This window comes from Peribacillus sp. P4_C12 (genome assembly GCF_056402095.1).
In genome coordinates this window covers 1-23,932 of the sequence record NZ_JBFUIB010000009.1, presented here as the reverse complement: position 1 = coordinate 23,932, position 23,932 = coordinate 1, and the positions used below count along the sequence as shown (strand labels likewise).

The window sequence follows — 23,932 nt, the reverse complement described above, 5'->3', positions numbered from 1 at the left end:
GCAGGGAGGTTCAAGCCTCTTTGTGGAAATTGGAAAATCATTAACAGTATGGTTAACCTATGAAAAACAACCACTCAATTATGCTATAATTACTACCACATATGAGTGAAAAGGGGAAAAAAAATGGCTGCAAAGCCTTACAAAACTTCAAAAGAACTTTTCAGGGGTGCGTTAATCCTAAGTGCAGCCGCGATTATCGTAAAGATTTTGAGTGCGGCCTATCGCATTCCTTATCAAAACATAGCTGGGGATATCGGGTTTTATATCTATCAGCAGGTATATCCGTTTTATGGGGTTGCTTTAACGCTCTCTACACTAGGCTTCCCGGTTGTCATATCTAAACTAATTGCAGAACGGGAGTCTTCTAAAAATAGTTTTGCGGTTAAAGATATTTTATTGACCTCGTTTGTCGTCTTATGTTCGATAGGGATTATGATGTTTATTGCACTGTTCCTAGGGGCAGAATGGATTGCCGGGATGATGAAAGATCCTCAACTATCAGGTCTGCTGAAAATCATTGCTTTTTCCTATTTATTAATGCCGTTTTCTTCTGTTTTAAGGGGCTACTTCCAAGGAATAAACGACATGATCCCTACAGCAAGTTCGCAGGTCGCTGAACAATGTATCCGGGTTTTAACAATACTGGTGTTGTCTACTCTATTGGTGTATTGGGATTACTCTGATTATGATGTCGGTAAGGGAGCAGTCTTTGGTTCGATTACGGGTGGCATAACAGGACTGGTACTGCTTTTTGTTTTCGTTTTCTTAAGAGAAGAACGGAAGCTTTTTTCCCAAATGAAAATCAAACCGGCAATTTTCATCAGGATTTCCAAAGCTTTGATCTTTCAAGGTTTGGCTTTTTGCATCACGGGCCTTATTCTAATCTTGTTTCAGTTCGTTGATTCACTGCACCTGTATTCTCTTTTAAGGGAAACGGGGATGGGAGAAATAGAAGCAAAAGAATGGAAAGGGGTTTATGACCGTGGACAGCCCTTACTTCAGCTAGGGACAGTCGTGGCGAACTCTTTTGCTTTGGCACTTGTACCAGTTATTGCTGGATTCGTTCAGAGGAGAAATAAACAGGAATTACTTAATAAGATAAAATTAGCACTGCGTGTAAGTGCGACTATCGGAATGGCGGCAGCTATCGGGTTGGTAGTAACAATGAAACCGGTCAATTATATGCTGTTTACTGACGATAAGGGGACAATTACTTTAGCAATTTTCTCCTTATCGATATTATTTACATCGCTCATTATGGCGAAAGCGGCAGTTATTCAAAGTTTAGGGTATTCGATTGCCCCGGTGATCATTACGATTGTAGGGGTATGCAGCAAATGGGCGTTGAACCTTGTTCTTGTGCCCCGTTATAAAATTGCAGGGGCAGCCTCAGCAACAGTACTTGCCTTTATAATCATGACTGTATTGTTTTATATAGTATTGAAAGTACATATAAAAAAACCTTTAATTGAAAAGAAGCAGCTGTATATAATTTTAAAGAGTACGGTCTACATGGGCACATCAGTTCTGCTATTCAACACCGTATTTCAAGTGGTGTTGCCAGATGAAAGCCGACTGTTAGCTACAATTCAGGCATTGATTGGTGTGGGAATTGGTGCAGTTGTTTTTGTTATGGCAGTCATTCGGGCAGGTTTATTTAGTCAGGAAGAACTTTCCTTTATACCTGTAGGGTCAAAGTTTAAACGATTTATCATAACGAATAGGAGTAAATGAAATCATGAATGAGATTACTATAATAGGACTCGGGGCAGGCGATTTAGACCAGCTTCCATTTGGGATTTATAAAAAATTAACAAAGACAAAAGAATGCTTCGTCCGGACGATAGATCATCCGGTGATCCGAGATTTAACAATTGAAGGAATTAAGTTCACTGCTTTTGACAAGGTATATGAAAAACACGATCAATTTGAAGAGGTATACGAAGAAATTTCAGAAGCATTATTACAAGAAGCTGTAAATCGTTCTGTTCTGTACGCGGTTCCAGGGCATCCAATGGTTGCAGAAAAAACAGTCCAACTCTTGCTAGAGAAAGGTCCAGCTAGAGGCATTGCTATTAAGCTAGAGGGAGGACAAAGTTTTCTTGACCCGTTATTTCAGGCCGTTCAAATTGACCCAATTGAAGGATTTCAGCTTCTAGATGGAACTGCTCTTTCACCAGATGACCTGCATATTAGACAGCATATGATAATCGGGCAGGTGTATGACGCGTTCAGTGCGTCCAATGTGAAGTTGACTTTGATGGAAAAGCTTCCAGATGACTACGAGGTATATATCGTTACAGCGGCAGGCAGTAGCCAGGAAAAAGTAACAAAATGTGCACTTTATGAACTGGACCGCCAAATGGAGTTAAGTAACTTAACGAGTGTCTATGTGCCACCCGTTAAAGAAGATGCATTACAGTATCGTGAATTTTCTAAGTTGCGACAGATTATCGCGGAACTGAGGGGACCTGACGGATGTCCTTGGGATAAGAAACAAACTCATCAAAGCTTGAAGAAATATCTAATAGAAGAGGCATACGAACTTATTGATTCCATTGATGCCGAGGACGATGAGGGCATGATTGGTGAACTAGGGGACGTACTCCTTCAAGTGATGCTTCATGCGCAAATCGGAGAGGATGAGGGCATGTTCACAATAGATGATGTGATCGAAGGAATTACAGCAAAAATGGTTCGACGCCACCCTCATGTGTTCGGAGATATAGAAGTGACCGGTGAAGAAGATGTTTTAGTGAACTGGCAGAAAATCAAGGAAGAAGAAAAAGGAAGCGAGAAAAGTGTTCCACAATCCATTCTAGATGGTATAGAAAAATCGCTGCCAAACTTACTTCGTGCTGAGGAGTATCAAAAAAGGGCTGCGAAGGTCGGATTTGACTGGGATGAGGTTTCCGAAGCGTGGAAAAAGGTTAAAGAAGAAGTGCAGGAACTTGAAGATGAGATACTGAATCCGAATCCGGATATCAACCGGATCAAATCCGAATTGGGAGACCTCTTTTTTGCGATTGTCAACATTTCGCGCTATTATGACATACAAGCAGAAGAAGCTGTCTATAAAGCAAACCAGAAGTTTCACCAGCGTTTTACATATATCGAAGAGCGTATTCAAAGGGAAGACAAGAAGTTTTCTGATTATACATTAGAAGAACTGGATTCATATTGGGATGAGGCAAAAGCTAAAGGACTTTAATTAAAGGAGAGAATTGTATGTCGATGAGATTAGATAAATTCTTAAAAGTATCAAGGTTGATTAAGCGCCGCACTCTTGCTAAAGAAGTAGCGGATAAAGGGAGAATTACAATTAACGGCCAACAGGCTAAAGCAAGCTCGAATGTAAAAGATGGTGATGAATTAACCGTACGTTTTGGTCAAAAGCTAGTCACGGTACGCGTTGACAAAATTCAAGAAACAACGAAAAAAGAAGCTGCTGCCGATATGTATACAATCGTAAAAGAAGAAAAGCTAGCAGAGGAGTAAGGACAGGCTTTGTTCTAATTTCCCTCTTACGGACATACACTTGTACAAAATCAGTGGTACTGTGAGGGATGAAAAAATGAGCCAATATATTGATCCGAATGCTGGTTACACAAAGGGAACAATCCAAGAGCATGATGTAACGATGAAAGGCCGCCGTTTATTGGATATTACCGGAGTAAAACAAGTGGAAAGCTTTGATAATGAAGAATTTTTGCTTGAAACGTCAATGGGCTTCTTATCTATACGTGGTCAGAACTTGCAAATGAAGAATTTAGACGTCGATAAAGGGATTGTTTCAATCAAGGGGAAGATTTTTGACCTTGTATATTTAGATGAGCAATCCGGGGAGAAAGCTAAAGGCTTCTTTGGCAAGCTGTTCAAATGACCTTAACGATCCAATTTTATACGTTGCTTGCGATGATAGGCATGGGCAGTTGTTTTGGAGCTGCCCTCGATACGTATAACCGGTTTCTGAAGCGTTCAGTAAGGAAGAGGTGGATTGTCTTCCTCCATGATTTTCTTTTCTGGATTATTCAGGGTCTCCTTATTTTTTATGTTTTGTTTTTAGTGAATGAAGGAGAGTTTCGCCTATATTTGTTTTTGGCCTTATTATGCGGTTTTTCAGCATATCAAGCACTTTTTAAAGGAGTCTATCAACGTTTTTTAGAGTTTTTGATTTTACTGGTAATAAAGGTGGTCAGATTTTTAACTAAATCGGTTCAAATGCTGATATTTCTTCCGATAAAATGGGTAATAGTTACTGCAATTTCCATCATCATAGGTATGGGCAGATTTGTTTTAGTCCTTTTAAAATGGATAGGGAAAATAATTCTCTTTATTTTAAATGTTTTCTGGAAACCTTTAAAATGGATACTGACAAGGATATGGAATTTATTGCCGGTTTTTGTTACAAAAAACGTCGGGAAGTTTTATAATAAAGGAAAAGGGATTTTATTGAAAATAAAGAATTCTATAGTTAGCATGGTAATTAGATTGAGAACTAAAAAGAAATGAGGAGTGATAAAACATGAGTAGCCTTCGGAAGAGGAAAGTGGCAAAAATAGAAAATCCCTACGTCGCTCTACAAGAGAAAAAAGTACAAACTGTTGAAAAAAAGAAGCGTGGTCTTATGCGTAGATTAACACTGTATTCAGTTTTCGCCGCTATCTTTTTGATTTTGGCTGTTTCCACCCTCATTACGCAAAATGTTGCACTAGATGAAAAAGTACAGCAGAAAGAAAAATTAGAAGTAAAGTTAGCTAAATTGGAAAAAGGTGAAACCCTTCTTAAAGAAGAAATTGTAAAACTCAATGATGATGACTATATTGCTAAAATCGCAAGACGAGATTATTTCTTATCGGACAATGGTGAAATCATTTTTAATCTTCCAAAAACAAAGGAAGATAGTGACTAATATTGACACTGTTTTTTTACTTTCGTTATAATATAGTGTGAAGAGATTTTTAACATTTCTAAGGAGGAACATTTTTTTTATGTCAATCGAAGTAGGCAGCAAGTTACAAGGTAAAGTAACAGGCATAACTAATTTTGGTGCATTTGTAGAGCTCCCTCAAGGTTCAACAGGTCTTGTCCATATCAGTGAAGTAGCAGATAACTATGTTAAAGATATTAATGATCACTTAAAAGTGGGCGATACAGTTGAAGTGAAAGTCATCAATGTAGAGAAAGATGGCAAAATTGGCTTGTCCATTAAAAAAGCAATAGACCGTCCTGAAGGCGAGCAAAAACCTGCATACACACCACGTCCGCGCCAAGGAAGAGGGAATGACAACCGTTCCAAAGACTTCCGCTCAAAAGGTAGTAGTTTCCAACCCAAGGAAAACTTTGAGCAAAAAATGGCTAAATTCTTAAAAGATAGCGAAGACCGCTTAACAACCCTTAAACGTAGCACCGAAACAAAACGGGGAGGTCGAGGAGGAAGACGCGGATAAAACTGCTGCTGAAAATAATAGATTAGCAACTTTTCCTGTGAAATTATTCATAGTGTAGATAAAGGCAAGCTTGCTGGCTTGTCTTCTTTTATATATATAAAGGTGTTTCTCTTATTAGATTCGCCTTCAATACCAATAAAAAAAAGCGCCTCATGTACACTTTCTCGATTGAGTGTACTGAGGCGCTTTTTTTATATGAGATGACCCGTACGGGATTCGAACCCGTGTTACCGCCGTGAAAGGGCGGTGTCTTAACCGCTTGACCAAMGGGCCAAAATTAATATTAAAAGATAGCGGCAGAGGGGATCGAACCCCCGACCTCACGGGTATGAACCGTACGCTCTAGCCAGCTGAGCTACGCCGCCATAATGGTAAGTGCTACTGAAGCACAAGTTATATCTTACATTCGTGAGGGAAGATTGTCAACAAAAAAAAGAAAGATTGTCGGTTTCCATTTTTTAAAGATATATTCGTGTTATTTTCCACAAAAATAACCTAAAAACTTTGCTTTTCCTTAAAAAAAAAAGAACGCCTGTTTCTGTATTTTAAAAAAAGGTATAAAAACCTGTATACAAATGATTGTTCAAGGAGAATTACGTCGAACGTTTTTCATTTGCGCTTTTAAAATTCTGACAAAAAAATGGTTAAGCCCTCTATATAATAAAAATCACTAATATGAATGGGGTGTTGAAATGGAAAAAGTAGAAAGACCTATGATGGAACCTCTTGGGGATGTTCAGTTAAAAGAAGCAAAGGAGGGAGCCATCAATTGGATCCAACAGCTGCAAACGAAAACAGATGATATCTTTATAAAGAAAGGTATCTCTTTAGCCATTATCGGTTTTTTATTAGGACGAGCATTAATTCTTTCACAGTTAGCACCATTTGGGCTTCCGTTTTTCGCAGCCGTTTTTCTCATGAGACGTGACCGAGCTCCACTCGCACTGTTTGGCTTAATCGCTGGGGGGCTCACCGTTCACTATTCTAATAGTTTAGTCATCTTTACATCGGCGTTCCTGCTTCTCTTATTTCATAAAATCAAGAAGCCGGCCGTAGAAGGGCAATTTAAGACGATGTCGATGTACGTCTTTGCTTCACTCTTCCTGGTAAACCTGGCCGAGCAATATCTTGTGTTTCGAACGATTCAGCTGTACGACCTGATGATGATAGGAGTAGAGGCGGGGCTCGCCATGATTTTAACCTTAATTTTCATACAGTCCATCCCGCTGCTATCAATACGGACAAAGTCACAATCATTAAAGACAGAAGAGATCGTCAGCATTATCATTCTACTCGCGTCGGTGATGACCGGAACAATTGGGTGGATGATATATGACCTGTCACTCGATCATATATTTTCACGATACCTTGTCCTCCTATTCGGGCTGGCGGGAGGGGCCGCCATAGGCTCCACTGTAGGTGTCGTTACCGGATTAATATTCAGCTTAGCGAGTATAGCCAGCCTTTATCAAATGAGCCTTCTCGCTTTTTCAGGCCTGCTCGGTGGTTTGTTGAAGGAGGGTAGGAAGATAGGGGTTGCGGCAGGCCTGTTAATTGCTACGTTACTAATAGGGCTATACGGAGAGGGAACTAATAATATTATGGTTACCCTCTATGAATCACTTATAGCTGTGGTGTTATTTATTTTAACACCATCTTCAATAATCAATAAAATAGCAAAGCATATACCCGGGACCGTAGAGAACTCGGATGAACAGCAACAGTATGCCCGGAAAGTGAGGGACGTTACCGCCCAAAGAGTGGAACAATTCTCTCATGTATTTGAGGCGCTCTCAAATAGCTTTTCCCAAATAGATGAACGAGGAAGATTGGAGGAAGATGAGAAAGAGTTCGATTATTTTTTAAGTAATGTAACTGAAAAAACGTGCCAAATCTGCTTTAAAAAGGAACAATGCTGGGCTAAAAACTTTAATACAACCTATGACGGTATGCAGGAGATTATGCTTCAATTAAGTGAAAATAATGGACAGCTCCCCCAAAAAACTTCAAAAGAATGGGGGAAATACTGTAGTCGTGGGCCGCAGGTCATTGGGGCAATTTCTCAGGAACTTACTTACTTTGAAGCAAACCAAAAGTTAAAAAGGCAGGTGAAAGAAAGCAGGAAGCTAGTGGCGGACCAACTGCGTGGAGTTTCTGCAGTGATGGATGATTTCGCGAAAGAAATTCAAAGGGAAAGGAAGAATCATCATTTACACGAGGAATCCATTATGGAGGCCATTCAGGATTTTGGCCTGCATATCGGTTATGTGGAAATATACAGCCTTGAACAGGGAAGTGTTGATATAGAGATGAGTGTCCCATACTGCCAAGGCAGAGGGGAATGTGAGAAGTTGATTGCACCTATGCTTTCCGACATTTTAGGAGAAACGATTGTTGTCCATTCCGAAGAGTGTGCAACTTATCCAAACGGGCAATGTGAGGTGATATTTAGGTCAGCAAAAAAATTCACGGTCGAAACGGGTGTGGCTCATGCTGCCAAGGGGGGAGGGCTTGTTTCAGGAGATAGTTATACGACCATGGAAATTGGTTGCGGCAAATTTGCAATAGCCATTAGTGATGGGATGGGTAATGGGGAAAGGGCCCATTTTGAAAGCACCGAGACTTTGAAGCTGCTACAAAAATTTTTACAATCGGGAATAGAAGAAAAAATAGCCATTAAATCCGTAAACTCCGTATTATCCCTTCGCACGACCGATGAAATATTTTCAACTCTTGATCTGGCAATGATTGATCTTCAGGATGCAAAGGCTAAGTTTTTAAAAATATGTTCGATACCAAGTTTCATTAAAAGGGGGGATAAAATCATTAAAATTGAATCAAGTAACCTGCCGATGGGTATCATCCAGGATTTCGATGTTGATGTCGTATCCGAGGAGCTAAAGGCAGGGGATATTTTAATAATGATGAGTGATGGGGTATTCGATGGTCCCTCACATGTGGAAAATATCGAGTTCTGGCTTAAACGAAAAATCAAGGAAATGGAGACAGACGACCCACAGGAAATATCTGATTTAATATTAGAAGAGGTCATTCGAACAAAAGGGATCATAGATGATGATATGACAGTGGTAACCTCAAAAATTAAACATAATACACCGAAATGGGCATCCATCCCTGTTTCACCAAAACGGAAAAAGGCTCAGTAACGAGAAATCTTTCCATAAATTAAGATAAGGAGGTCTTCTACAAACGAGGTGTTATGTTGGCAGCTATGTAAAGAAATAGTTGGATAACTCTATGGATCCCCTGCAAAAGTGTATAAGAAATGTGACTTGGTAGTGCGTGTTTTTGGTGTATAAATTATCCCCTTTTAGTCAATTATGGTAATAGATTGAATGGAAGGGAGAGCCAAACATGAAAGCAGGAACATTAAGACAGGTTTTGCTTATTACCGACGGCTGTTCAAATCATGGTGAGGAGCCGGCTGCTATGGCTGCTTTAGCACGGGAGCAAGGCATAACCATCAATGTCATAGGTGTCATGGAAAATGATGTGATAGATGAAAAGGGACTTAAAGAAATTGAGAAGATTGCTGGTTCCGGGGGTGGTGTAAGCCAAATTGTTTATGCACAGCAGTTGTCACAAACCGTCCAAATGGTTACCCAAAAGGCAATGACTCAAACCATACAGGGAGTTATTAATCGTGAACTTCAACAAATATTAGGTGATTCAAGAACAATGGAAGATCTCCCTCCGGATAAACGGGGAGAAGTGATGGAGGTGGTTGATGAGCTTGGAGAAACTAGCAAGCTTGAAGTGTTAATTCTTGTCGATACAAGTGCGAGTATGAAACATAAGCTGCCAACTGTAAAAGAATCCTTATTAGATCTTTCCCTAAGTATGAATGCAAGAATGGGTGACAGCCGATTTTCCGTATTCGTATTTCCTGGGAAAAGAAATGATGTGGAAAAGTTGCTTGATTGGACCCCGAACCTTGAAGCTTTGACGGCAACTTTCCCTAAGCTTAGTACAGGTGGGCTCACTCCAACAGGGCCAGCAATTCGTGAAGCTCTATCTTATTTTAATAAAAAACGTTCATTGAGGGGATTGTTATCACATGATGATGAACAATACTTTGAGGAATCAATGTAAACTCCTGCCTGGCAGCTTAATCACTGGAAAGTGGAATAAAAACCGGTACAAAATTATCAAGGAATTGGGGTGTGGCGCTAACGGGATTGTCTATTTGGTGGAAAGTGAAAATCGTCATTATGCGCTTAAGCTCAGTGATAATGGGACGTCTATTATTTCAGAGATGAATATCCTAAAATCCTTTTCCAAGGTCCAGGGGTCTACCCTTGGGCCTTCCTTTTTGGAAGCGGACGACTTTATGGAAACAGGAAAGCAGCTACCTTTTTATGTTATGGAATATATCCATGGACACGATTTTTTGCGTTTTATTGAAAAAAAAGGATCATCGTGGATTGGTGTCTTAATGCTTCAGTTATTAACTAGTTTGTCAGCTTTGCATACAAATGGCTGGGTATTCGGTGATTTAAAACCTGAGAATTTAATAGTGACCTCTCCAGCCTACAAAGTCCGATGTGTAGATGTAGGTGGGACAACCTTGATTGGTAGATCTGTTAAAGAGTTCACCGAGTTCTTCGACAGAGGTTATTGGGGACTTGGGTCAAGAAAGGCTGATCCACAATATGATTTGTTCGCGGTAGCGATGATAATCATCAATTCTGCCTATCCTGCACGTTTTCACAAGAAAGGGGAGGGGTATAGGCAGCTTATCGACTTGATTAAGCAGAAAAAGGAATTACACCCATATAGAAAGATGCTAGATAAAGCACTACTCGGGAAGTATGATTCAGCATTACAAATGCGGGAGGACCTAGTTACTATGCTAAGTAATCAAAATCATTTAAAGAAAAAGCCCTCGAGTCAAGCTGCGACAAGGCAAGCTACAACGAGACAAGCAAGAAGGTCTCAGAATCATTCTAAAAAAATGAGGGGAGGTTTTTTTGAAACTTTTTTGCTGGTTGCCATAATATCGATACTCTATGTTCTTTACATATATGAACAGTTGTTATGATATAGTTAAATACGTTACCAACATGGAATATTTGAAACCATTTCATGTTTGAATCGTATAAAATAATACCTGTCCATAAAGAAGGAAGATTGTATGTTAAAGGAAAAAGTTCTTAAGACTATTTATAGAAACGAATTAATTGAGGAAAAGTCGAAGTTGCTCGTAGGTGTTTCTGGGGGTCCTGACTCATTGGTTCTTCTCCATTTTCTAAAGCAAGTTCAACCTCTTTTTCATTACGAGTTAACTGTAGCGAGTGTTGACCATATGTTCCGTGGCGAGGAATCCTACGAAGATTATAAGTATGTCGAACAAATATGTGAACAGTGGGGCATCGTTTTTGAAGGTAGAAGGATCGACGTACCAGCCTATATAGAACAGACAGGAGAAAGCTCCCAATTAACTTCAAGAAAGTTACGTTTTGCTTTCTATGAAGAAATGATGGCTAAACACCAAACCTCCACTCTTGTTTTAGGGCATCATGGAGATGATCAAATTGAAACGGTGCTCATGCGTTTAACAAGAGGGGCGACAGGTAAGGCCAGAGCGGGTATTCCTCTAAAGAGACCTTTTCATACCGGTTATCTTATAAGGCCCTTTCTTGAACTTACCAAAGACGAAATAATTGAATATGCGGGTATTCATAAACTTGAGCCAAGGTATGACCCGAGCAACGAAAAAGATGACTATGTAAGAAACCGTTTTAGACATGAAGTTCTTCCGTTTTTAAAGAAAGAAAATAGAAAGGTTCACGAACATTTTCAACGCTTTAGTGAAGAACTTTATGAAGATGAAGAGTTTTTTCTGAACCTTGTCTCAAGCAAAATGCCTGAGGTTTGGGCTCAACAGGAAAAAGATTATGCAGTAATTCAGATTGATAGGGTTCTGGCGATGCCTAAACCTTTACAAAGAAGAGCGATTCAACTAATATTAAACTATCTTTATTTGGAGAGACCTTCATCGCTTTCAGCATTACATATTGACCAACTTTTAGCTTTGTTTTTAAATCCTCAACCATCTGCAGAATTGCATCTTCCGGAGGGCCTTATTGCGGAAAAATCATATAAAACTTGTACCTTTAGATTTTTTCGGCAAGAAAGCCTAAAATATTCCCTTAAATTACAAATTCCCGGTGAGACTATTCTTCCGAATGGATATAAGATTAAAGCGCACTATATAAAAGAAGAAATTCCCGTTCTTAGAGGAAACTATTCTTTTATTCTTCCCGAATCTGCGGTTCAGTTTCCGCTTACAGTCCGAACTAGGAATGAAGGCGAACGGATGGCAGTTAAGGGATTGGGTGGAAGTAAAAAGTTGAAGGAGATTTTTATTAATGAAAAAATCCCGTTGCTAGAAAGAAATGTATGGCCGGTTATCATCGATCAGGTAGGAACAGTTATTTGGCTTCCTGGCTTGAAAAAATCGAATGTTGAACGGGATATAATTTCTGATGAAACATCTTTAATCTACTTAGAATATAAAAAAGTTTAATTCTTCATAGGGGGCAATTAATTACAATGACCATGCAAAATGACATTGAAAAAGTTTTAATAACTGAGGAAGAACTTCAAAAAAAAATCAGGGAACTTGGAGCACAGCTTGAAGCTGATTACCAAGGTAAGTTTCCGTTGGCTATCGGTGTGCTAAAAGGCGCCATGCCATTTATGTCAGATTTACTAAAACGTGTGGATACACACCTTGAAATGGACTTCATGGATGTTTCAAGCTACGGCAACTCCACTGTATCTTCTGGTGAAGTGAAAATCATTAAAGATCTTGATACATCAGTAGAAGGCCGTGATATTTTAATTATTGAAGACATTATCGACAGCGGTTTGACCCTGAGCTACCTTGCTGAACTTTTCCGTTATAGAAAAGCAAAATCAATTAAAATTGTTACCTTATTAGATAAGCCAACAGGCAGGAAAGCAGATATTACTCCGGACTATTTTGGATTTATCGTACCAGACGCATTTGTTGTCGGATACGGTCTTGATTTTGCAGAAAAATATCGTAATCTCCCGTATATTGGCATATTAAAGCCTGAAATTTACTCGAATTAATAGTACCTGTTTGTAAGAGAAGACCAGATAAAAACAGCGGTGTTAAATTATTGTAATTCATTAATTTTTTATGATAGTATTTACTATAGTTTGTTTACCCGTGGGAGGAGGTAAGGGATGAATCGGATCTTCCGTAATACCATATTTTATTTACTGATCTTTTTGGTCATCATTGGGATTGTAAGCATCTTTAATAATAACAATGAACCAACACAGAAAATGACCCAAGATGAATTCTATAAGCATTTGGAGAGTGGGGACGTTACATCACTAACGATGCAGCCCGAAAGCAGTGTGTTTGAAATCACAGGGAAGCTCAAAGGTTATGAGGAAAACAAATACTTTGTGACGTACGTGCCATTCAGTGAATATTCGCAGAGTCGAATTAATGATGCCGTAACTAAGTTAGGTAAAGACATCATCACTGTTGTACCTCCAGAAAAGACAAGTGGCTGGGTGACATTTTTCACTTCCATTATTCCATTTGTAATCATTTTTATCCTCTTCTTCTTTTTACTTAACCAAGCTCAAGGTGGCGGCGGTGGTCGCGTCATGAACTTCGGGAAAAGTAAGGCGAAATTGTATAATGATGATAAGAAAAAAGTACGCTTCAATGATGTTGCTGGAGCGGACGAAGAAAAGCAGGAACTTGTAGAGGTCGTTGAATTTTTAAAAGATCCTCGCAAATATGCCGAGCTCGGTGCCCGTATTCCAAAAGGAGTACTTTTAGTGGGACCTCCTGGTACAGGTAAAACTTTACTTGCCCGGGCAGTAGCTGGTGAAGCCGGTACTCCTTTCTTCTCAATCAGTGGTTCTGATTTCGTTGAAATGTTTGTAGGGGTCGGTGCATCACGTGTTCGTGATTTGTTTGAAAATGCTAAGAAAAATGCACCATGTATCATCTTTATTGATGAAATTGATGCAGTAGGACGTCAACGTGGCGCTGGTCTTGGTGGCGGACACGATGAACGTGAACAAACACTAAACCAATTACTTGTAGAAATGGACGGTTTCGGTGGAAATGAAGGTATCATTATTATCGCCGCGACAAACCGAGCTGATGTATTAGATCCGGCACTATTGCGCCCTGGACGTTTTGACCGTCAAATTACGGTTGGCCGCCCGGATGTTAAAGGCCGTGAAGAAGTACTGAAGGTCCATGCACGTAACAAGCCTTTAGCAGAGACTGTTGATTTAAAAGCAATAGCTCAGCGTACACCAGGATTTTCTGGTGCCGATCTTGAAAACTTACTAAATGAAGCAGCTCTTGTAGCAGCCCGTCAAGATAAGAAGAAGATCGACATGTCCGATTTGGATGAAGCCTCGGATCGCGTTATTGCCGGACCTGCTAAGAAAAACCGTGTTATTTCTAAGAAAGAACGGAATATTGTAGCATGGCATGAAGCAGGCCATACTATTATTGGATTGGTTCTTGATGATGCCGAAGTGGTTCATAAAGTTACGATTGTCCCTCGTGGTCAAGCTGGTGGATATGCAGTAATGCTTCCGAAAGAAGATCGTTTCTTCATGACGGAGCCTGAACTAAAAGATAAGATTGTTGGTCTTTTAGGTGGCCGGGTTTCCGAAGAAGTTACATTCGGTGAAGTGAGTACCGGAGCTCATAATGACTTCCAACGTGCAACAGGCATAGCTCGTAGCATGGTTATGGAATATGGTATGAGTAAGCTTGGACCTCTTCAATTCGGTAATTCACAAGGTCAGGTCTTCTTAGGCCGCGATTTCAATAATGATCAAAATTATTCAGATGCAATAGCATATGAAATTGATCTTGAAATTCAACGTATCATTAGAGAAGCGTACGAAAGATGTAAGAAAATTCTTACTGAAAATCGTGAAAAACTTGATTTGGTTGCCAAAACCTTGCTTGAAGTAGAAACACTTGATGCTGAACAAATCAAAGGTTTGTTCCATAACGGTAAATTGCCAGAACGGGATTATACCGCTCTGAATGGGAATTTAACTACTGATGAGAATGTCAAGGTGAACATCAATACGAAGAAGGAAGAAAAAGAAGCTCTTTTAGATCCATTGGATAAGAGAGGACCTGAGGACCTTGAAGTAACGGAGGAAGGATTGAATACTCCTCCAATCAAAGAAGGAACACCTCAAGATCAGCCGCTTTCCTTCCCGAACGAAGATGACAATAAAAAGTCTTAAGTTGACTAATTCAAAAGGGTATTTCCGCCTCGGAAATACCCTTTTCTTAACCCTTAAATAAATATGTGGGGATAAGAAAAATGGGGTTGGATTTTTTTACCTATGAAAAGTTTGACTAATAGCGTGGGAAATAACAGTGTGGTATGATGTGGGAGAATAATTTACCGGAGTGATGATTACGATGATTTTTGTATTGGATGTTGGGAATACGAATACTGTATTGGGCGTATACGATGAAGATATTTTAAAATATCATTGGCGAATTGAGACGAGCCGTAATAAGACAGAAGATGAGTATGGAATGGTCATAAAGTCTTTGCTACAACATGAAGGTCTTTCGTTTGATCAATTCGATGGCATCATCATTTCTTCAGTTGTACCACCAATTATGTTTGCGCTTGAACGCATGTGTAAAAAATACTTTGGTATAAAACCGCTTATAGTGGGACCTGGAATAAAAACTGGATTGAATATTAAATACGAAAATCCCCGTGAGGTGGGAGCGGACCGAATTGTTAATGCTGTTGCAGGCATTCAGGAATATGGAAGCCCTCTCATTATCGTGGATTTTGGCACGGCAACGACATATTGCTATATAAATGAGGATAAACAATACATGGGTGGAGCCATTGCCCCGGGTATTAACATTTCTACAGAAGCACTTTATTCAAAAGCAGCCAAGCTTCCAAGAATAGAAATTAATCGTCCTGATGGGATTATTGGGAAAAATACAGTATCCGCTATGCAGGCAGGCATTTTGTATGGGTATGTCGGGCAGGTAGAAGGAATCGTAAATCGAATTAAAGCACAAAGTAATCTAGAGCCAACGGTAATAGCTACTGGCGGACTAGCGACCTTAATTGCTAATGAGTCTACTGTGATTGACGTTGTTGAACCCTTTTTGACCTTAAAAGGATTGCAGCTGATTTATAAACGTAATCGTGAGCAAGTGAAGAAATAAAGAAGGAATCACAGCATGGAAGGAGCACAACAAATGAAGGATTATCTAATAAAGGCGTTAGGCTATGAAGGACAGGTTCGGGCATATGCTGTTTCAACAACGGATACCGTAGGAGAAGCTCAGCGACGCCATTATACATGGCCTACTGCTTCCGCAGCCCTTGGGCGTGCAATGACGGCAGGAGTGATGATGGGCGGCATGTTAAAAGGTGAAGAAAAGCTGACGATTAAAATCGAAGGCGGAGGTCCAATTGGATCAATTCTTGTCGACAGTAACGCAAAGGGCGAAGTTCGGGGATATGTGACACATCCTCAAACCCACTTTGACCTGAATAAACAAGGAAAGTTAGATGTCAGTAGAGCGGTTGGTACTGATGGATTGTTGACCGTTGTGAAAGATATTGGTCTACGTGATCACTTTTCAGGACAAGTACCGCTTGTATCGGGAGAATTAGGAGAAGACTTCACTTATTATTTTGTAACTTCCGAACAGGTGCCTTCTTCAGTGGGGGTTGGGGTTCTGGTGAATCCGGATAATTCGATACTTGCAGCAGGTGGATTTATCATTCAACTAATGCCTGGTACATCCGATGATACGATTTCTAAAATCGAGAGTCGACTAAGCACGATAACCCCTGTCTCTAAAATGATTCAAAATGGCCTGACTCCAGAGGAAATCCTAACGGAGATTTTAGGTGAGGGTAATGTGAAAATCTTAGAAAAAATGGATGTCGAGTTCTCCTGTCAATGTTCAAGGGAGAGAATTGCCAATGCATTGATTAGTCTTGGACAAAATGAGATTCGGGATATTATTGAGACAGAGGGACATGCAGAGGCACAATGCCATTTTTGTAATGAGACCTACCAGTTCTCGAAAGAAGACCTTGAGGAATTAGAAGCAGAAACCAAAAAATAATTGACGGGGGAAAAGGGTTTTGCCTAAACAAAAGCTTCGGGCAATTATTGCCGGCCTTGCCTTGTTGAACCTATTGACTATCGTTATCTTTGTCATAAAACCATTAATCATCTCAAAATCCGTTATTGGAGAAGAAACGGTTGCAAAGATTGGATCTACAGATATTTCCCGGGAAGCATGGATTAATGAACTCGAAAAGAGATACGGGGAAGATGTTCTTGAGGAAATGGTTGATAAAGAGGTAGTGAAACAAGCTGCAGAAAAATACAAAGTGAAAACTTCGGATGAAGAGGTTGATCGGGAACTTAAAATGATGAAAACGATGTATGGAACCGCCGGTCAGACTCTTAATAAAAGTACAGATCAATTGAGGCAGGAGATTCAATCGAGCCTCCTGCTTGAGAAGCTGCTTACCAAGGACGTTTCGGTTTCCGAAACGGCGATGCAGAAATATTATGATAACAATAAGGATATATACCGAATCCCTACTACGTATCATATTTCTCATATTACCTCGTCTACAAAAAAGCAAGCAGATCAAATCATTAATGAGTTGGAGAAAGGCGTTTCGTTTGCTGTTTTAGCAATGGAAAAGTCCCTTGATGAATTTACCGCCAATCAAGGGGGCGACTTGGGATATATATCGCAAGATAACGAGCAAGTTTCTAAGGAATATATTACAGCTGCAGAGAAATTAAAGGTAAATAAGTGGAGTGGTCCTGTAGAAACAGATGAAGGGTGGGCTGTTCTCTATTTGCATGAAAAAATAGAGGGCAATCAATATACGTATGATGAAGTTAAAGACCAAATTCACCGCCAAATAGCTCTTGAACAGATTCAGTCACCGGTTTCCGGAAAGATTTTTTGGGACGAATTAGATGTAGAATGGTTTTATGGATTGAAAGAACAGAAATAGGTCAATAGTTGCGAAAGAAAATTTAGAATATAGTAGATAATCATTGACAATGAACTATTAAAACTGGTAACTTTAAATTAATAAAACCAATAAACATACTCGGTATTTGGGTGATAAGGAGTGGAGAACATGGCACGTATAGCTAATTCTGTAATAGATTTAATTGGACAAACACCTATTGTAAAATTAAACAAGCTTCAAAATGAAAACAGTGCAGATATTTATTTGAAACTTGAGTATTTTAACCCGGGCAGTAGTGTAAAAGACCGAATCGCTCTTGCGATGATTGAAGCGGCAGAAAAAAGCGGAGACCTTAAACAAGGTGATACGATCATTGAACCTACAAGCGGAAACACTGGAATAGGGCTTGCAATGGTAGCTGCAGCAAAAGGATATAAATCTATCCTTGTTATGCCAGAAACAATGAGCTTGGAACGTCGTAACCTGCTTCGTGCTTATGGAGCAGAGTTAGTTCTTACACCTGGACCAGAAGGAATGAAAGGCGCAATTGCTAAGGCAACGGAGCTATCTAAAGAAAAAGGATACTTTATTCCACAGCAATTCGAAAACAAAGCAAATCCTGAAGTGCACCGTAACACTACTGGTCCTGAAATTGTAGAAGCTTTTGGTGACGATGGTCTGGATGCATTTATTGCAGGAATCGGTACTGGCGGAACAATTACAGGTGCGGGAGAAGTGCTGCGTGAAAAATACCCTGACATTAAAATCTACGCTGTTGAGCCTGCAGATTCTCCTGTATTATCTGGCGGGAAACCGGGGCCACATAAAATTCAAGGAATCGGCGCAGGCTTCATCCCAAGTATTTTAAATACTGATCTTTACGATGAAATCATACAAGTCGATACAGAGGAATCGTTTGATTACGCACGTCGTGCAGCCAAAGAGGAAGGGATCCTTGGTGGAATTTCTTCTGGTGGTGCCATCGCTGCGGCTATTAAAGTAGCTGATAAACTTGGAAAAGGCAAAAAGGTCCTTGCTATCATACCAAGTAATGGTGAACGTTACTTAAGTACACCGTTATATAACTTTGAGTAAGATTAACCATTAAACGAGAAGCAAAGTTCCTATAGGGGCTTTGCTTTCTTTTTTGTAGTAAAGACCAACAGATTTTTTCTATTTTCTAAGGTGCTTGCACTTTACCTATGTAAATAGGTAAACTCGTATATATAGATTTTTTTGATGAAGGAGAACGCTGGATGTCATTATCTGATACTTTAAAGATTACATGTGGTTCATTTGAATTGGATTACAGCAAGAAGACCTTAATTATGGGGATTTTAAATGTTACGCCAGATTCCTTTTCGGATGGCGGGAAATATAATCGGGTAGATGCTGCTTTGAAGCATGCTGAACAGATGGTTAAGGACGGAGCTGATGTTTTGGACATTGGCGGAGAGTCCACCCGTCCTAATTATGAGCGGATTTCGGATGAGGAAGAGATAGAGAGAGTAGCCCCTATTATTGAGGCTATCTCCCGTAATATTCAAGTTCCAATCTCAATCGATACATATAAGTCTCGGGTTGCAGAGGAAGCAGTAAAAGCAGGAGCGCATATATTAAATGATATCTGGGGGGCAAAGGCCGATACCATGATGGCAAGTGTTGCAGCAAAGTATCAGGTGCCGATTATTTTAATGCATAACCGGGAAAAAATGGATTATCGTCATTTTGTCCGGGATGTCCTTCAAGATTTGTTTGAAAGCATCACGATTGTAAAGAAAGTGGGAGTTCAGGATGAAAACATCATTCTTGACCCCGGCATAGGGTTTGCGAAAGACTTAAAGTTAAATTTGGAAATGATGAGGAATCTTGATAAGCTGGTATCATTAGGTTATCCTGTGCTTCTTGCGACATCAAGAAAGTCCATGATTGGACATGTTCTCGATTTGCCGCCTAGTGAGCGAGTGGAAGGTACGGCTGCCACAATCTGTAATGGAATTCAACAAGGCTGTCAAATGGTACGTGTTCATGACGTTAAGGAAATGGCACGCACTGCTAAGATGATGGATGCTCTTTTAGGAAAAGGTGATTTCAATGGATAAAATTTTTGTGAATAAAATGGAGTTTTATGGTTATCACGGTGTGTTTCCGGAAGAAACGAAGCTTGGGCAGCGGTTTAAAGTGGATTTGACTGTAGAGGCCGATTTAGCCAAGGCGGGGAAGAGTGATGAACTAGAGGACTCAATAAATTATGGAGAGTTATATGAAGTTTGTAAAGGAGTTGTTGAAGGGAAGCCGTTTAAGTTAGTGGAAGCCGTTGCCGAAGAGATTGCCTCAGAATTACTTAATAAGTTTTCTTCAATTGAGAAGTGCACCGTGAAAGTCTATAAACCAGATCCACCTATAGCAGGGCACTATGAATCGGTTGCTGTAGAAATTGTAAGAGGGCGCTGACGGTGGTAAATATTTCGTACCTTTCAATTGGATCGAATCTAGGAGATCGCCTAGTCACCATCCAAAGCGCTTTCCAATTATTAGCTGAAAACTCACGCATCGAGTTGGTTGCCTGCTCGTCTTTATACGAAACAGACCCAGTCGGATACGCTGATCAGGATTGTTTTTTAAACGCTGTTTTTAAAGTGAAAACGGATTTAAAACCAGAGGAGTTACTGCGAACTTGTATGCAGATTGAACAAGAATTAGGAAGAAAAAGGGAAGTTAGGTGGGGACCCCGTACTTTAGACCTTGACATTTTGTTATATAATCATGAAAATATTGAGACAGAGATTCTTTCAGTCCCACATCCTCGGATGCAAGAAAGAGCATTTGTGCTCGTGCCTTTAATGGAAGTGGACCCTGATATTAAACTTCCGCAAATGTATATACCTTTGAGCGGCCTGCTTGAACAGATTCCGGATAAAGAAGGAGTTCGATTATGGAAGGCGAAAAATGGGGAAGGCGTATTCGCGCTTTTCGAAAATTAAAGGGATTTACCCAAGAAGGGTTTGCGAAAGAAATTGGCGTTTCTGTTTCCTTACTAGGAGAAGTCGAAAGAGGGAACCGCAATCCTTCAGAGTCGTTTTTAATAGAAGTGGCGGATGTGCTCCGTGTTTCCATTGAGGAGCTTAGACCGCCTGAGGATAAATGAAAGAATGTTATAGGAGGCCACACCGTGTTAAAAATAGGCGATATTGAAATGAAGAATCCAGTAGTGCTTGCGCCGATGGCTGGAGTATGTAACTCAGCATTCCGTTTGACGGTCAAAGAATTTGGTGCTGGATTAGTCTGCGCGGAGATGGTCAGTGATAAGGGAATCGTTCTTCAAAATGCAAGAACGATGAATATGCTTTATATAGATGAAAGAGAGAAGCCGCTAAGCTTGCAAATCTTTGGTGGTGAAAAGAAATCATTGGTAGAAGCTGCACAGTTTGTAGATAAAAATACAAATGCCGACATCATTGATATAAATATGGGTTGCCCTGTTCCGAAGATCACCAAATGTGATGCTGGTGCAAAATGGTTACTAGACCCGAATAAAATTTATGAGATGGTTTCAGCGGTTGTTGATGCTGTTGAAAAGCCAGTTACTGTTAAAATGCGTATGGGCTGGGACGAGGAACATATCTTTGCTATTCAAAATGCTCAAGCTGTGGAACGTGCAGGTGGTAAAGCAGTTTCTCTCCATGGTAGAACTCGAGTTCAAATGTATGAAGGAAAAGCTAACTGGGATATCATTCGTGAAGTGAAAAAATCCATTAATATTCCCCTTATCGGGAACGGTGATGTGGAAACACCTCAGGAAGCGGAGAGAATGTTAAAAGAGACTGGTGTCGATGGAGTCATGATTGGCCGTGCAGCTCTAGGTAATCCTTGGATGATTTACCGTACTGTTAAATATTTAGAAACAGGACAACTGATGGATGAGCCTACAGTTCGTGAAAAAATGGATGTTTGCGTTCTTCACATGGATCGACTAATTGCATTGAAAAATGAAAATGTTGCTGTCCGTGAAATGCGCAAGCATGCTTCTTGGTACCTAAAGGGTGTTAAAGGGAATGCTAATGCTCGTAAAGGCATTAATGATTGTGAGACAAGAGAAGATGTTGTAAGCCTTCTTTATGGACTTGTTGATGATATTGAAGCGAAGCAACAGAATATACAAATGGTCTGATGTTTGACATTACCTTCCTGTTTTCCTATAATACGCTTATCTAAAACTGCCAGTAATCCTGGCAGTTTTTATATGTACATAAACAAGATTTTAAGATAAAAAGCTGTTGAATTCCTTTACTTTATGTAAGAATAAATACGTATGCAAAAGAAATCCTCAATAATTATATAAGTTTTTTATTAATAGAGATGGAGATGATTTTCGTGAGTCATGAAGAATTAAATGACCAACTGCAGGTAAGACGCGATAAAATGCAGGCCATGATTGATAATGGACAAGACCCTTTTGGGAGCAGGTTCGAACGTACCCATAACGCTCAAGAGATTGTGAGTGCATATGGTGAACTAGAGAAAGAAGAACTAGAGGAAAAAGAGATCGAGGTTACGATTGCAGGTCGTGTAATGACTAAACGTGGGAAAGGGAAAGCAGGATTTGCTCATATTCAGGATATCAGCGGTCAAATCCAAATCTACGTTCGTTTAGATAAAATTGGTGAAGATTCATACAAGTTATTCAACCAAACAGATCTTGGTGATATCGTAGGGATCACTGGTGTTATCTTTAAAACAAAAGTTGGAGAACTTTCTATTAAAGCTAATGACTTTGTGTTCCTTGCCAAAGCGCTTCGCCCGCTACCTGATAAATTTCATGGTCTAAAGGATGTCGAAGAACGTTATCGGAAACGTTATGTGGATTTAATTACAAATGAGGAAAGCAAAAACACCTTAATCATGCGCAGTCGAATTGTTCAGGCTATGAGACGTTATTTAGACGATCATGGATATCTGGAAGTGGAAACGCCGCTATTACACTCTGTTGCAGGTGGAGCTGCTGCGCGCCCTTTCCTTACTCATCATAATGCGCTTGATATGCCATTGAACTTGAGGATTGCTATTGAACTTCATCTAAAACGCCTGATTGTCGGTGGGTTAGAGAAAGTTTATGAAATCGGCCGTGTATTCAGAAATGAAGGTGTATCTACAAGACATAATCCAGAATTCACTCTAATTGAATTATATGAGGCCTATGCGGATTATAAGGATATTATGAGTCTGACAGAAAACCTGGTTGCTCATATTGCTCAAGAGGTTCTGGGTACAACAACCATTCAATATGGGGAATATGAGATAGAATTAAAACCAGAATGGAAACGACTTCACATGGTTGACGCTGTAAAAGAATACACAGGTGTAGACTTCTGGACTCACATGAGTAAGGAAGAGGCACAACAGCTTGCTAAAGACAATGGCATTGAAGTGAAGGAATCCATGGAGTTTGGACATATTGTAAATGAATTCTTTGAACAGAGGGTAGAAGACAAATTAATTCAACCTACGTTCATTTATGGACATCCGGTAGAAATTTCTCCATTAGCTAAGAAAAATCCGGAAGATTCCCGTTTTACTGATCGTTTTGAACTATTCATTGTGGGTAGAGAGCATGCAAATGCTTTCACGGAACTTAATGATCCTATTGATCAACGTCAACGCTTTGAAGCTCAATTAAAAGAGCGTGAGCAAGGTAATGATGAAGCTCATGAAATGGATGAGGATTTCTTGGAAGCCTTAGAATACGGCATGCCACCAACTGGTGGATTGGGAATTGGTGTTGACCGACTAGTTATGCTGTTAACCAATTCACCTTCAATCCGTGACGTCCTGTTATTCCCGTTAATGAGACATCGCTAATAATATATGAAGAGTAAAAAAGGAAACCGAGTTGGGCCTGAGGATCCATAGAGCATAGCTCTTGGTCCTCGGGCAGTCCAGTTCGGTTTTTGTTTTTTAATAATAATTTAACAGCTATTTATTGATTGAATTCTAAGGCATGAAAGAAAAACAATATTATCTCAAAAAAACTTTATAAAAGGTATTGCGCAGTTAACGTAATGATGTTATATTTATATCTGTTGTTACGAACGAGTTTCAAACGGATTACAAACTTTTAAAAAAAGTTTTAAAAAGTTGTTGACTCCAAGTAATGAAATGTGTTATTATAAATAAGCTGTTCCGAAAGACATTGCTCTTTGAAAACTGAACAAAACAAAGCGCCAACGTTAAATTTTAAGTGAGCACACACTATTAAAAAAGCAAAATGAGCAAGTCAAACATTTCTTCGGAGAGTTTGATCCTGGCTCAGGACGAACGCTGGCGGCGTGCCTAATACATGCAAGTCGAGCGAATCGATGGGAGCTTGCTCCCTGAGATTAGCGGCGGACGGGTGAGTAACACGTGGGCAACCTGCCTATAAGACTGGGA

23 protein-coding genes, 2 tRNA genes and 1 rRNA gene are annotated in these 23,932 nt (G+C 39.8%); 24 read left to right on the top strand and 2 right to left on the bottom strand.

What is annotated here, in order from left to right:
• The first annotated feature begins 123 nt into the window (after positions 1-123).
• From AC1DUW_RS04065 to AC1DUW_RS04035, 7 genes are all read left to right on the top strand, one after another.
• The gene (locus tag AC1DUW_RS04065; RefSeq protein ID WP_477642034.1) at positions 124-1,734 is read left to right on the top strand and encodes a putative polysaccharide biosynthesis protein; all 1,611 of its coding nucleotides are present in this window, start codon (positions 124-126) and stop codon (positions 1,732-1,734) included.
• A gap of 4 nt (positions 1,735-1,738) precedes the next feature.
• A complete protein-coding gene (yabN, locus tag AC1DUW_RS04060; RefSeq protein ID WP_053348986.1) occupies positions 1,739-3,211 on the top strand; it encodes a bifunctional methyltransferase/pyrophosphohydrolase YabN in 1,473 nt (490 codons plus the stop codon).
• Between the two features lie 23 nt (positions 3,212-3,234).
• A complete protein-coding gene (locus tag AC1DUW_RS04055) occupies positions 3,235-3,498 on the top strand; it encodes an RNA-binding S4 domain-containing protein (protein ID WP_034316386.1) in 264 nt (87 codons plus the stop codon).
• A 76-nt stretch (positions 3,499-3,574) separates the two neighbouring features.
• Positions 3,575-3,883: a sporulation protein YabP gene (gene yabP / locus AC1DUW_RS04050; protein ID WP_053348985.1), complete on the top strand. Its 309-nt coding sequence runs from the start codon at positions 3,575-3,577 to the stop codon at positions 3,881-3,883.
• Positions 3,880-4,512, top strand: a complete 633-nt coding sequence (yabQ, locus tag AC1DUW_RS04045) for a spore cortex biosynthesis protein YabQ (RefSeq protein ID WP_477642033.1) — start codon at positions 3,880-3,882, stop codon at positions 4,510-4,512. Before yabP ends, yabQ begins: the two co-directional genes overlap by 4 nt.
• Positions 4,513-4,549: 37 nt before the next feature.
• Positions 4,550-4,912, top strand: coding sequence for an FtsB family cell division protein (locus AC1DUW_RS04040; RefSeq protein ID WP_477642032.1), 363 nt, complete (start codon positions 4,550-4,552; stop codon positions 4,910-4,912).
• 79 nt (positions 4,913-4,991) lie between these two features.
• Positions 4,992-5,450, top strand: coding sequence for a S1 domain-containing RNA-binding protein (locus tag AC1DUW_RS04035; RefSeq protein WP_053348982.1), 459 nt, complete (start codon positions 4,992-4,994; stop codon positions 5,448-5,450).
• A 201-nt stretch (positions 5,451-5,651) separates the two neighbouring features.
• Here AC1DUW_RS04035 and AC1DUW_RS04030 read toward each other — a convergent pair.
• Both AC1DUW_RS04030 and AC1DUW_RS04025 read right to left on the bottom strand, forming a co-directional pair.
• Positions 5,652-5,723, bottom strand: a tRNA-Glu gene (locus AC1DUW_RS04030).
• Between the two features lie 18 nt (positions 5,724-5,741).
• Positions 5,742-5,815, bottom strand: a tRNA-Met gene (locus tag AC1DUW_RS04025).
• A gap of 327 nt (positions 5,816-6,142) precedes the next feature.
• On the opposite strand from AC1DUW_RS04025, the gene spoIIE reads away from it, so the two are divergent.
• From spoIIE to AC1DUW_RS03940, 17 genes are all read left to right on the top strand, one after another.
• Positions 6,143-8,617, top strand: coding sequence for a stage II sporulation protein E (gene spoIIE / locus AC1DUW_RS04020; RefSeq protein WP_053348981.1), 2,475 nt, complete (start codon positions 6,143-6,145; stop codon positions 8,615-8,617).
• A 208-nt stretch (positions 8,618-8,825) separates the two neighbouring features.
• The gene (locus AC1DUW_RS04015; RefSeq protein ID WP_053348980.1) at positions 8,826-9,563 is read left to right on the top strand and encodes a VWA domain-containing protein; all 738 of its coding nucleotides are present in this window, start codon (positions 8,826-8,828) and stop codon (positions 9,561-9,563) included.
• Positions 9,529-10,512, top strand: coding sequence for a protein kinase domain-containing protein (locus tag AC1DUW_RS04010; protein WP_477642031.1), 984 nt, complete (start codon positions 9,529-9,531; stop codon positions 10,510-10,512). Before AC1DUW_RS04015 ends, AC1DUW_RS04010 begins: the two co-directional genes overlap by 35 nt.
• Before the next feature lie 93 nt (positions 10,513-10,605).
• Positions 10,606-12,000: a tRNA lysidine(34) synthetase TilS gene (tilS, locus tag AC1DUW_RS04005; RefSeq protein ID WP_477642030.1), complete on the top strand. Its 1,395-nt coding sequence runs from the start codon at positions 10,606-10,608 to the stop codon at positions 11,998-12,000.
• Positions 12,001-12,032: 32 nt separating this feature from the next.
• Positions 12,033-12,572, top strand: a complete 540-nt coding sequence (hpt, locus tag AC1DUW_RS04000) for a hypoxanthine phosphoribosyltransferase (RefSeq protein WP_053349019.1) — start codon at positions 12,033-12,035, stop codon at positions 12,570-12,572.
• Positions 12,573-12,689: 117 nt separating this feature from the next.
• On the top strand, positions 12,690-14,750 hold the full coding sequence (gene ftsH, locus AC1DUW_RS03995; RefSeq protein ID WP_083450978.1) for an ATP-dependent zinc metalloprotease FtsH: 2,061 nt from the start codon (positions 12,690-12,692) through the stop codon (positions 14,748-14,750).
• 181 nt (positions 14,751-14,931) lie between these two features.
• A complete protein-coding gene (locus AC1DUW_RS03990; protein WP_053348978.1) occupies positions 14,932-15,711 on the top strand; it encodes a type III pantothenate kinase in 780 nt (259 codons plus the stop codon).
• Between the two features lie 33 nt (positions 15,712-15,744).
• Complete coding sequence (hslO, locus tag AC1DUW_RS03985; protein ID WP_056525525.1) at positions 15,745-16,626, top strand: Hsp33 family molecular chaperone HslO; 882 nt, start codon at positions 15,745-15,747, stop codon at positions 16,624-16,626.
• A 19-nt stretch (positions 16,627-16,645) separates the two neighbouring features.
• Entirely contained in the window at positions 16,646-17,542 is an 897-nt protein-coding gene (locus tag AC1DUW_RS03980) for a peptidyl-prolyl cis-trans isomerase (RefSeq protein WP_053348977.1), read from the top strand.
• 129 nt (positions 17,543-17,671) lie between these two features.
• Positions 17,672-18,598: a cysteine synthase A gene (gene cysK / locus AC1DUW_RS03975; RefSeq protein WP_053348976.1), complete on the top strand. Its 927-nt coding sequence runs from the start codon at positions 17,672-17,674 to the stop codon at positions 18,596-18,598.
• A gap of 161 nt (positions 18,599-18,759) precedes the next feature.
• The gene (folP, locus tag AC1DUW_RS03970; protein ID WP_477642029.1) at positions 18,760-19,605 is read left to right on the top strand and encodes a dihydropteroate synthase; all 846 of its coding nucleotides are present in this window, start codon (positions 18,760-18,762) and stop codon (positions 19,603-19,605) included.
• Positions 19,598-19,957, top strand: coding sequence for a dihydroneopterin aldolase (gene folB / locus AC1DUW_RS03965; RefSeq protein WP_053348974.1), 360 nt, complete (start codon positions 19,598-19,600; stop codon positions 19,955-19,957). The genes folP and folB overlap by 8 nt, the downstream gene beginning before the upstream one ends.
• A gap of 2 nt (positions 19,958-19,959) precedes the next feature.
• A complete protein-coding gene (folK, locus tag AC1DUW_RS03960) occupies positions 19,960-20,487 on the top strand; it encodes a 2-amino-4-hydroxy-6-hydroxymethyldihydropteridine diphosphokinase (RefSeq protein WP_053348973.1) in 528 nt (175 codons plus the stop codon).
• Positions 20,439-20,651, top strand: a complete 213-nt coding sequence (locus AC1DUW_RS03955; RefSeq protein WP_098177753.1) for a helix-turn-helix domain-containing protein — start codon at positions 20,439-20,441, stop codon at positions 20,649-20,651. The genes folK and AC1DUW_RS03955 overlap by 49 nt, the downstream gene beginning before the upstream one ends.
• A gap of 24 nt (positions 20,652-20,675) precedes the next feature.
• A complete protein-coding gene (gene dusB / locus AC1DUW_RS03950; protein WP_053348971.1) occupies positions 20,676-21,674 on the top strand; it encodes a tRNA dihydrouridine synthase DusB in 999 nt (332 codons plus the stop codon).
• 188 nt (positions 21,675-21,862) lie between these two features.
• Positions 21,863-23,362, top strand: coding sequence for a lysine--tRNA ligase (gene lysS / locus AC1DUW_RS03945; protein ID WP_289710036.1), 1,500 nt, complete (start codon positions 21,863-21,865; stop codon positions 23,360-23,362).
• 424 nt (positions 23,363-23,786) lie between these two features.
• A 16S ribosomal RNA gene (locus AC1DUW_RS03940) occupies positions 23,787-23,932 on the top strand; the annotation flags it as partial.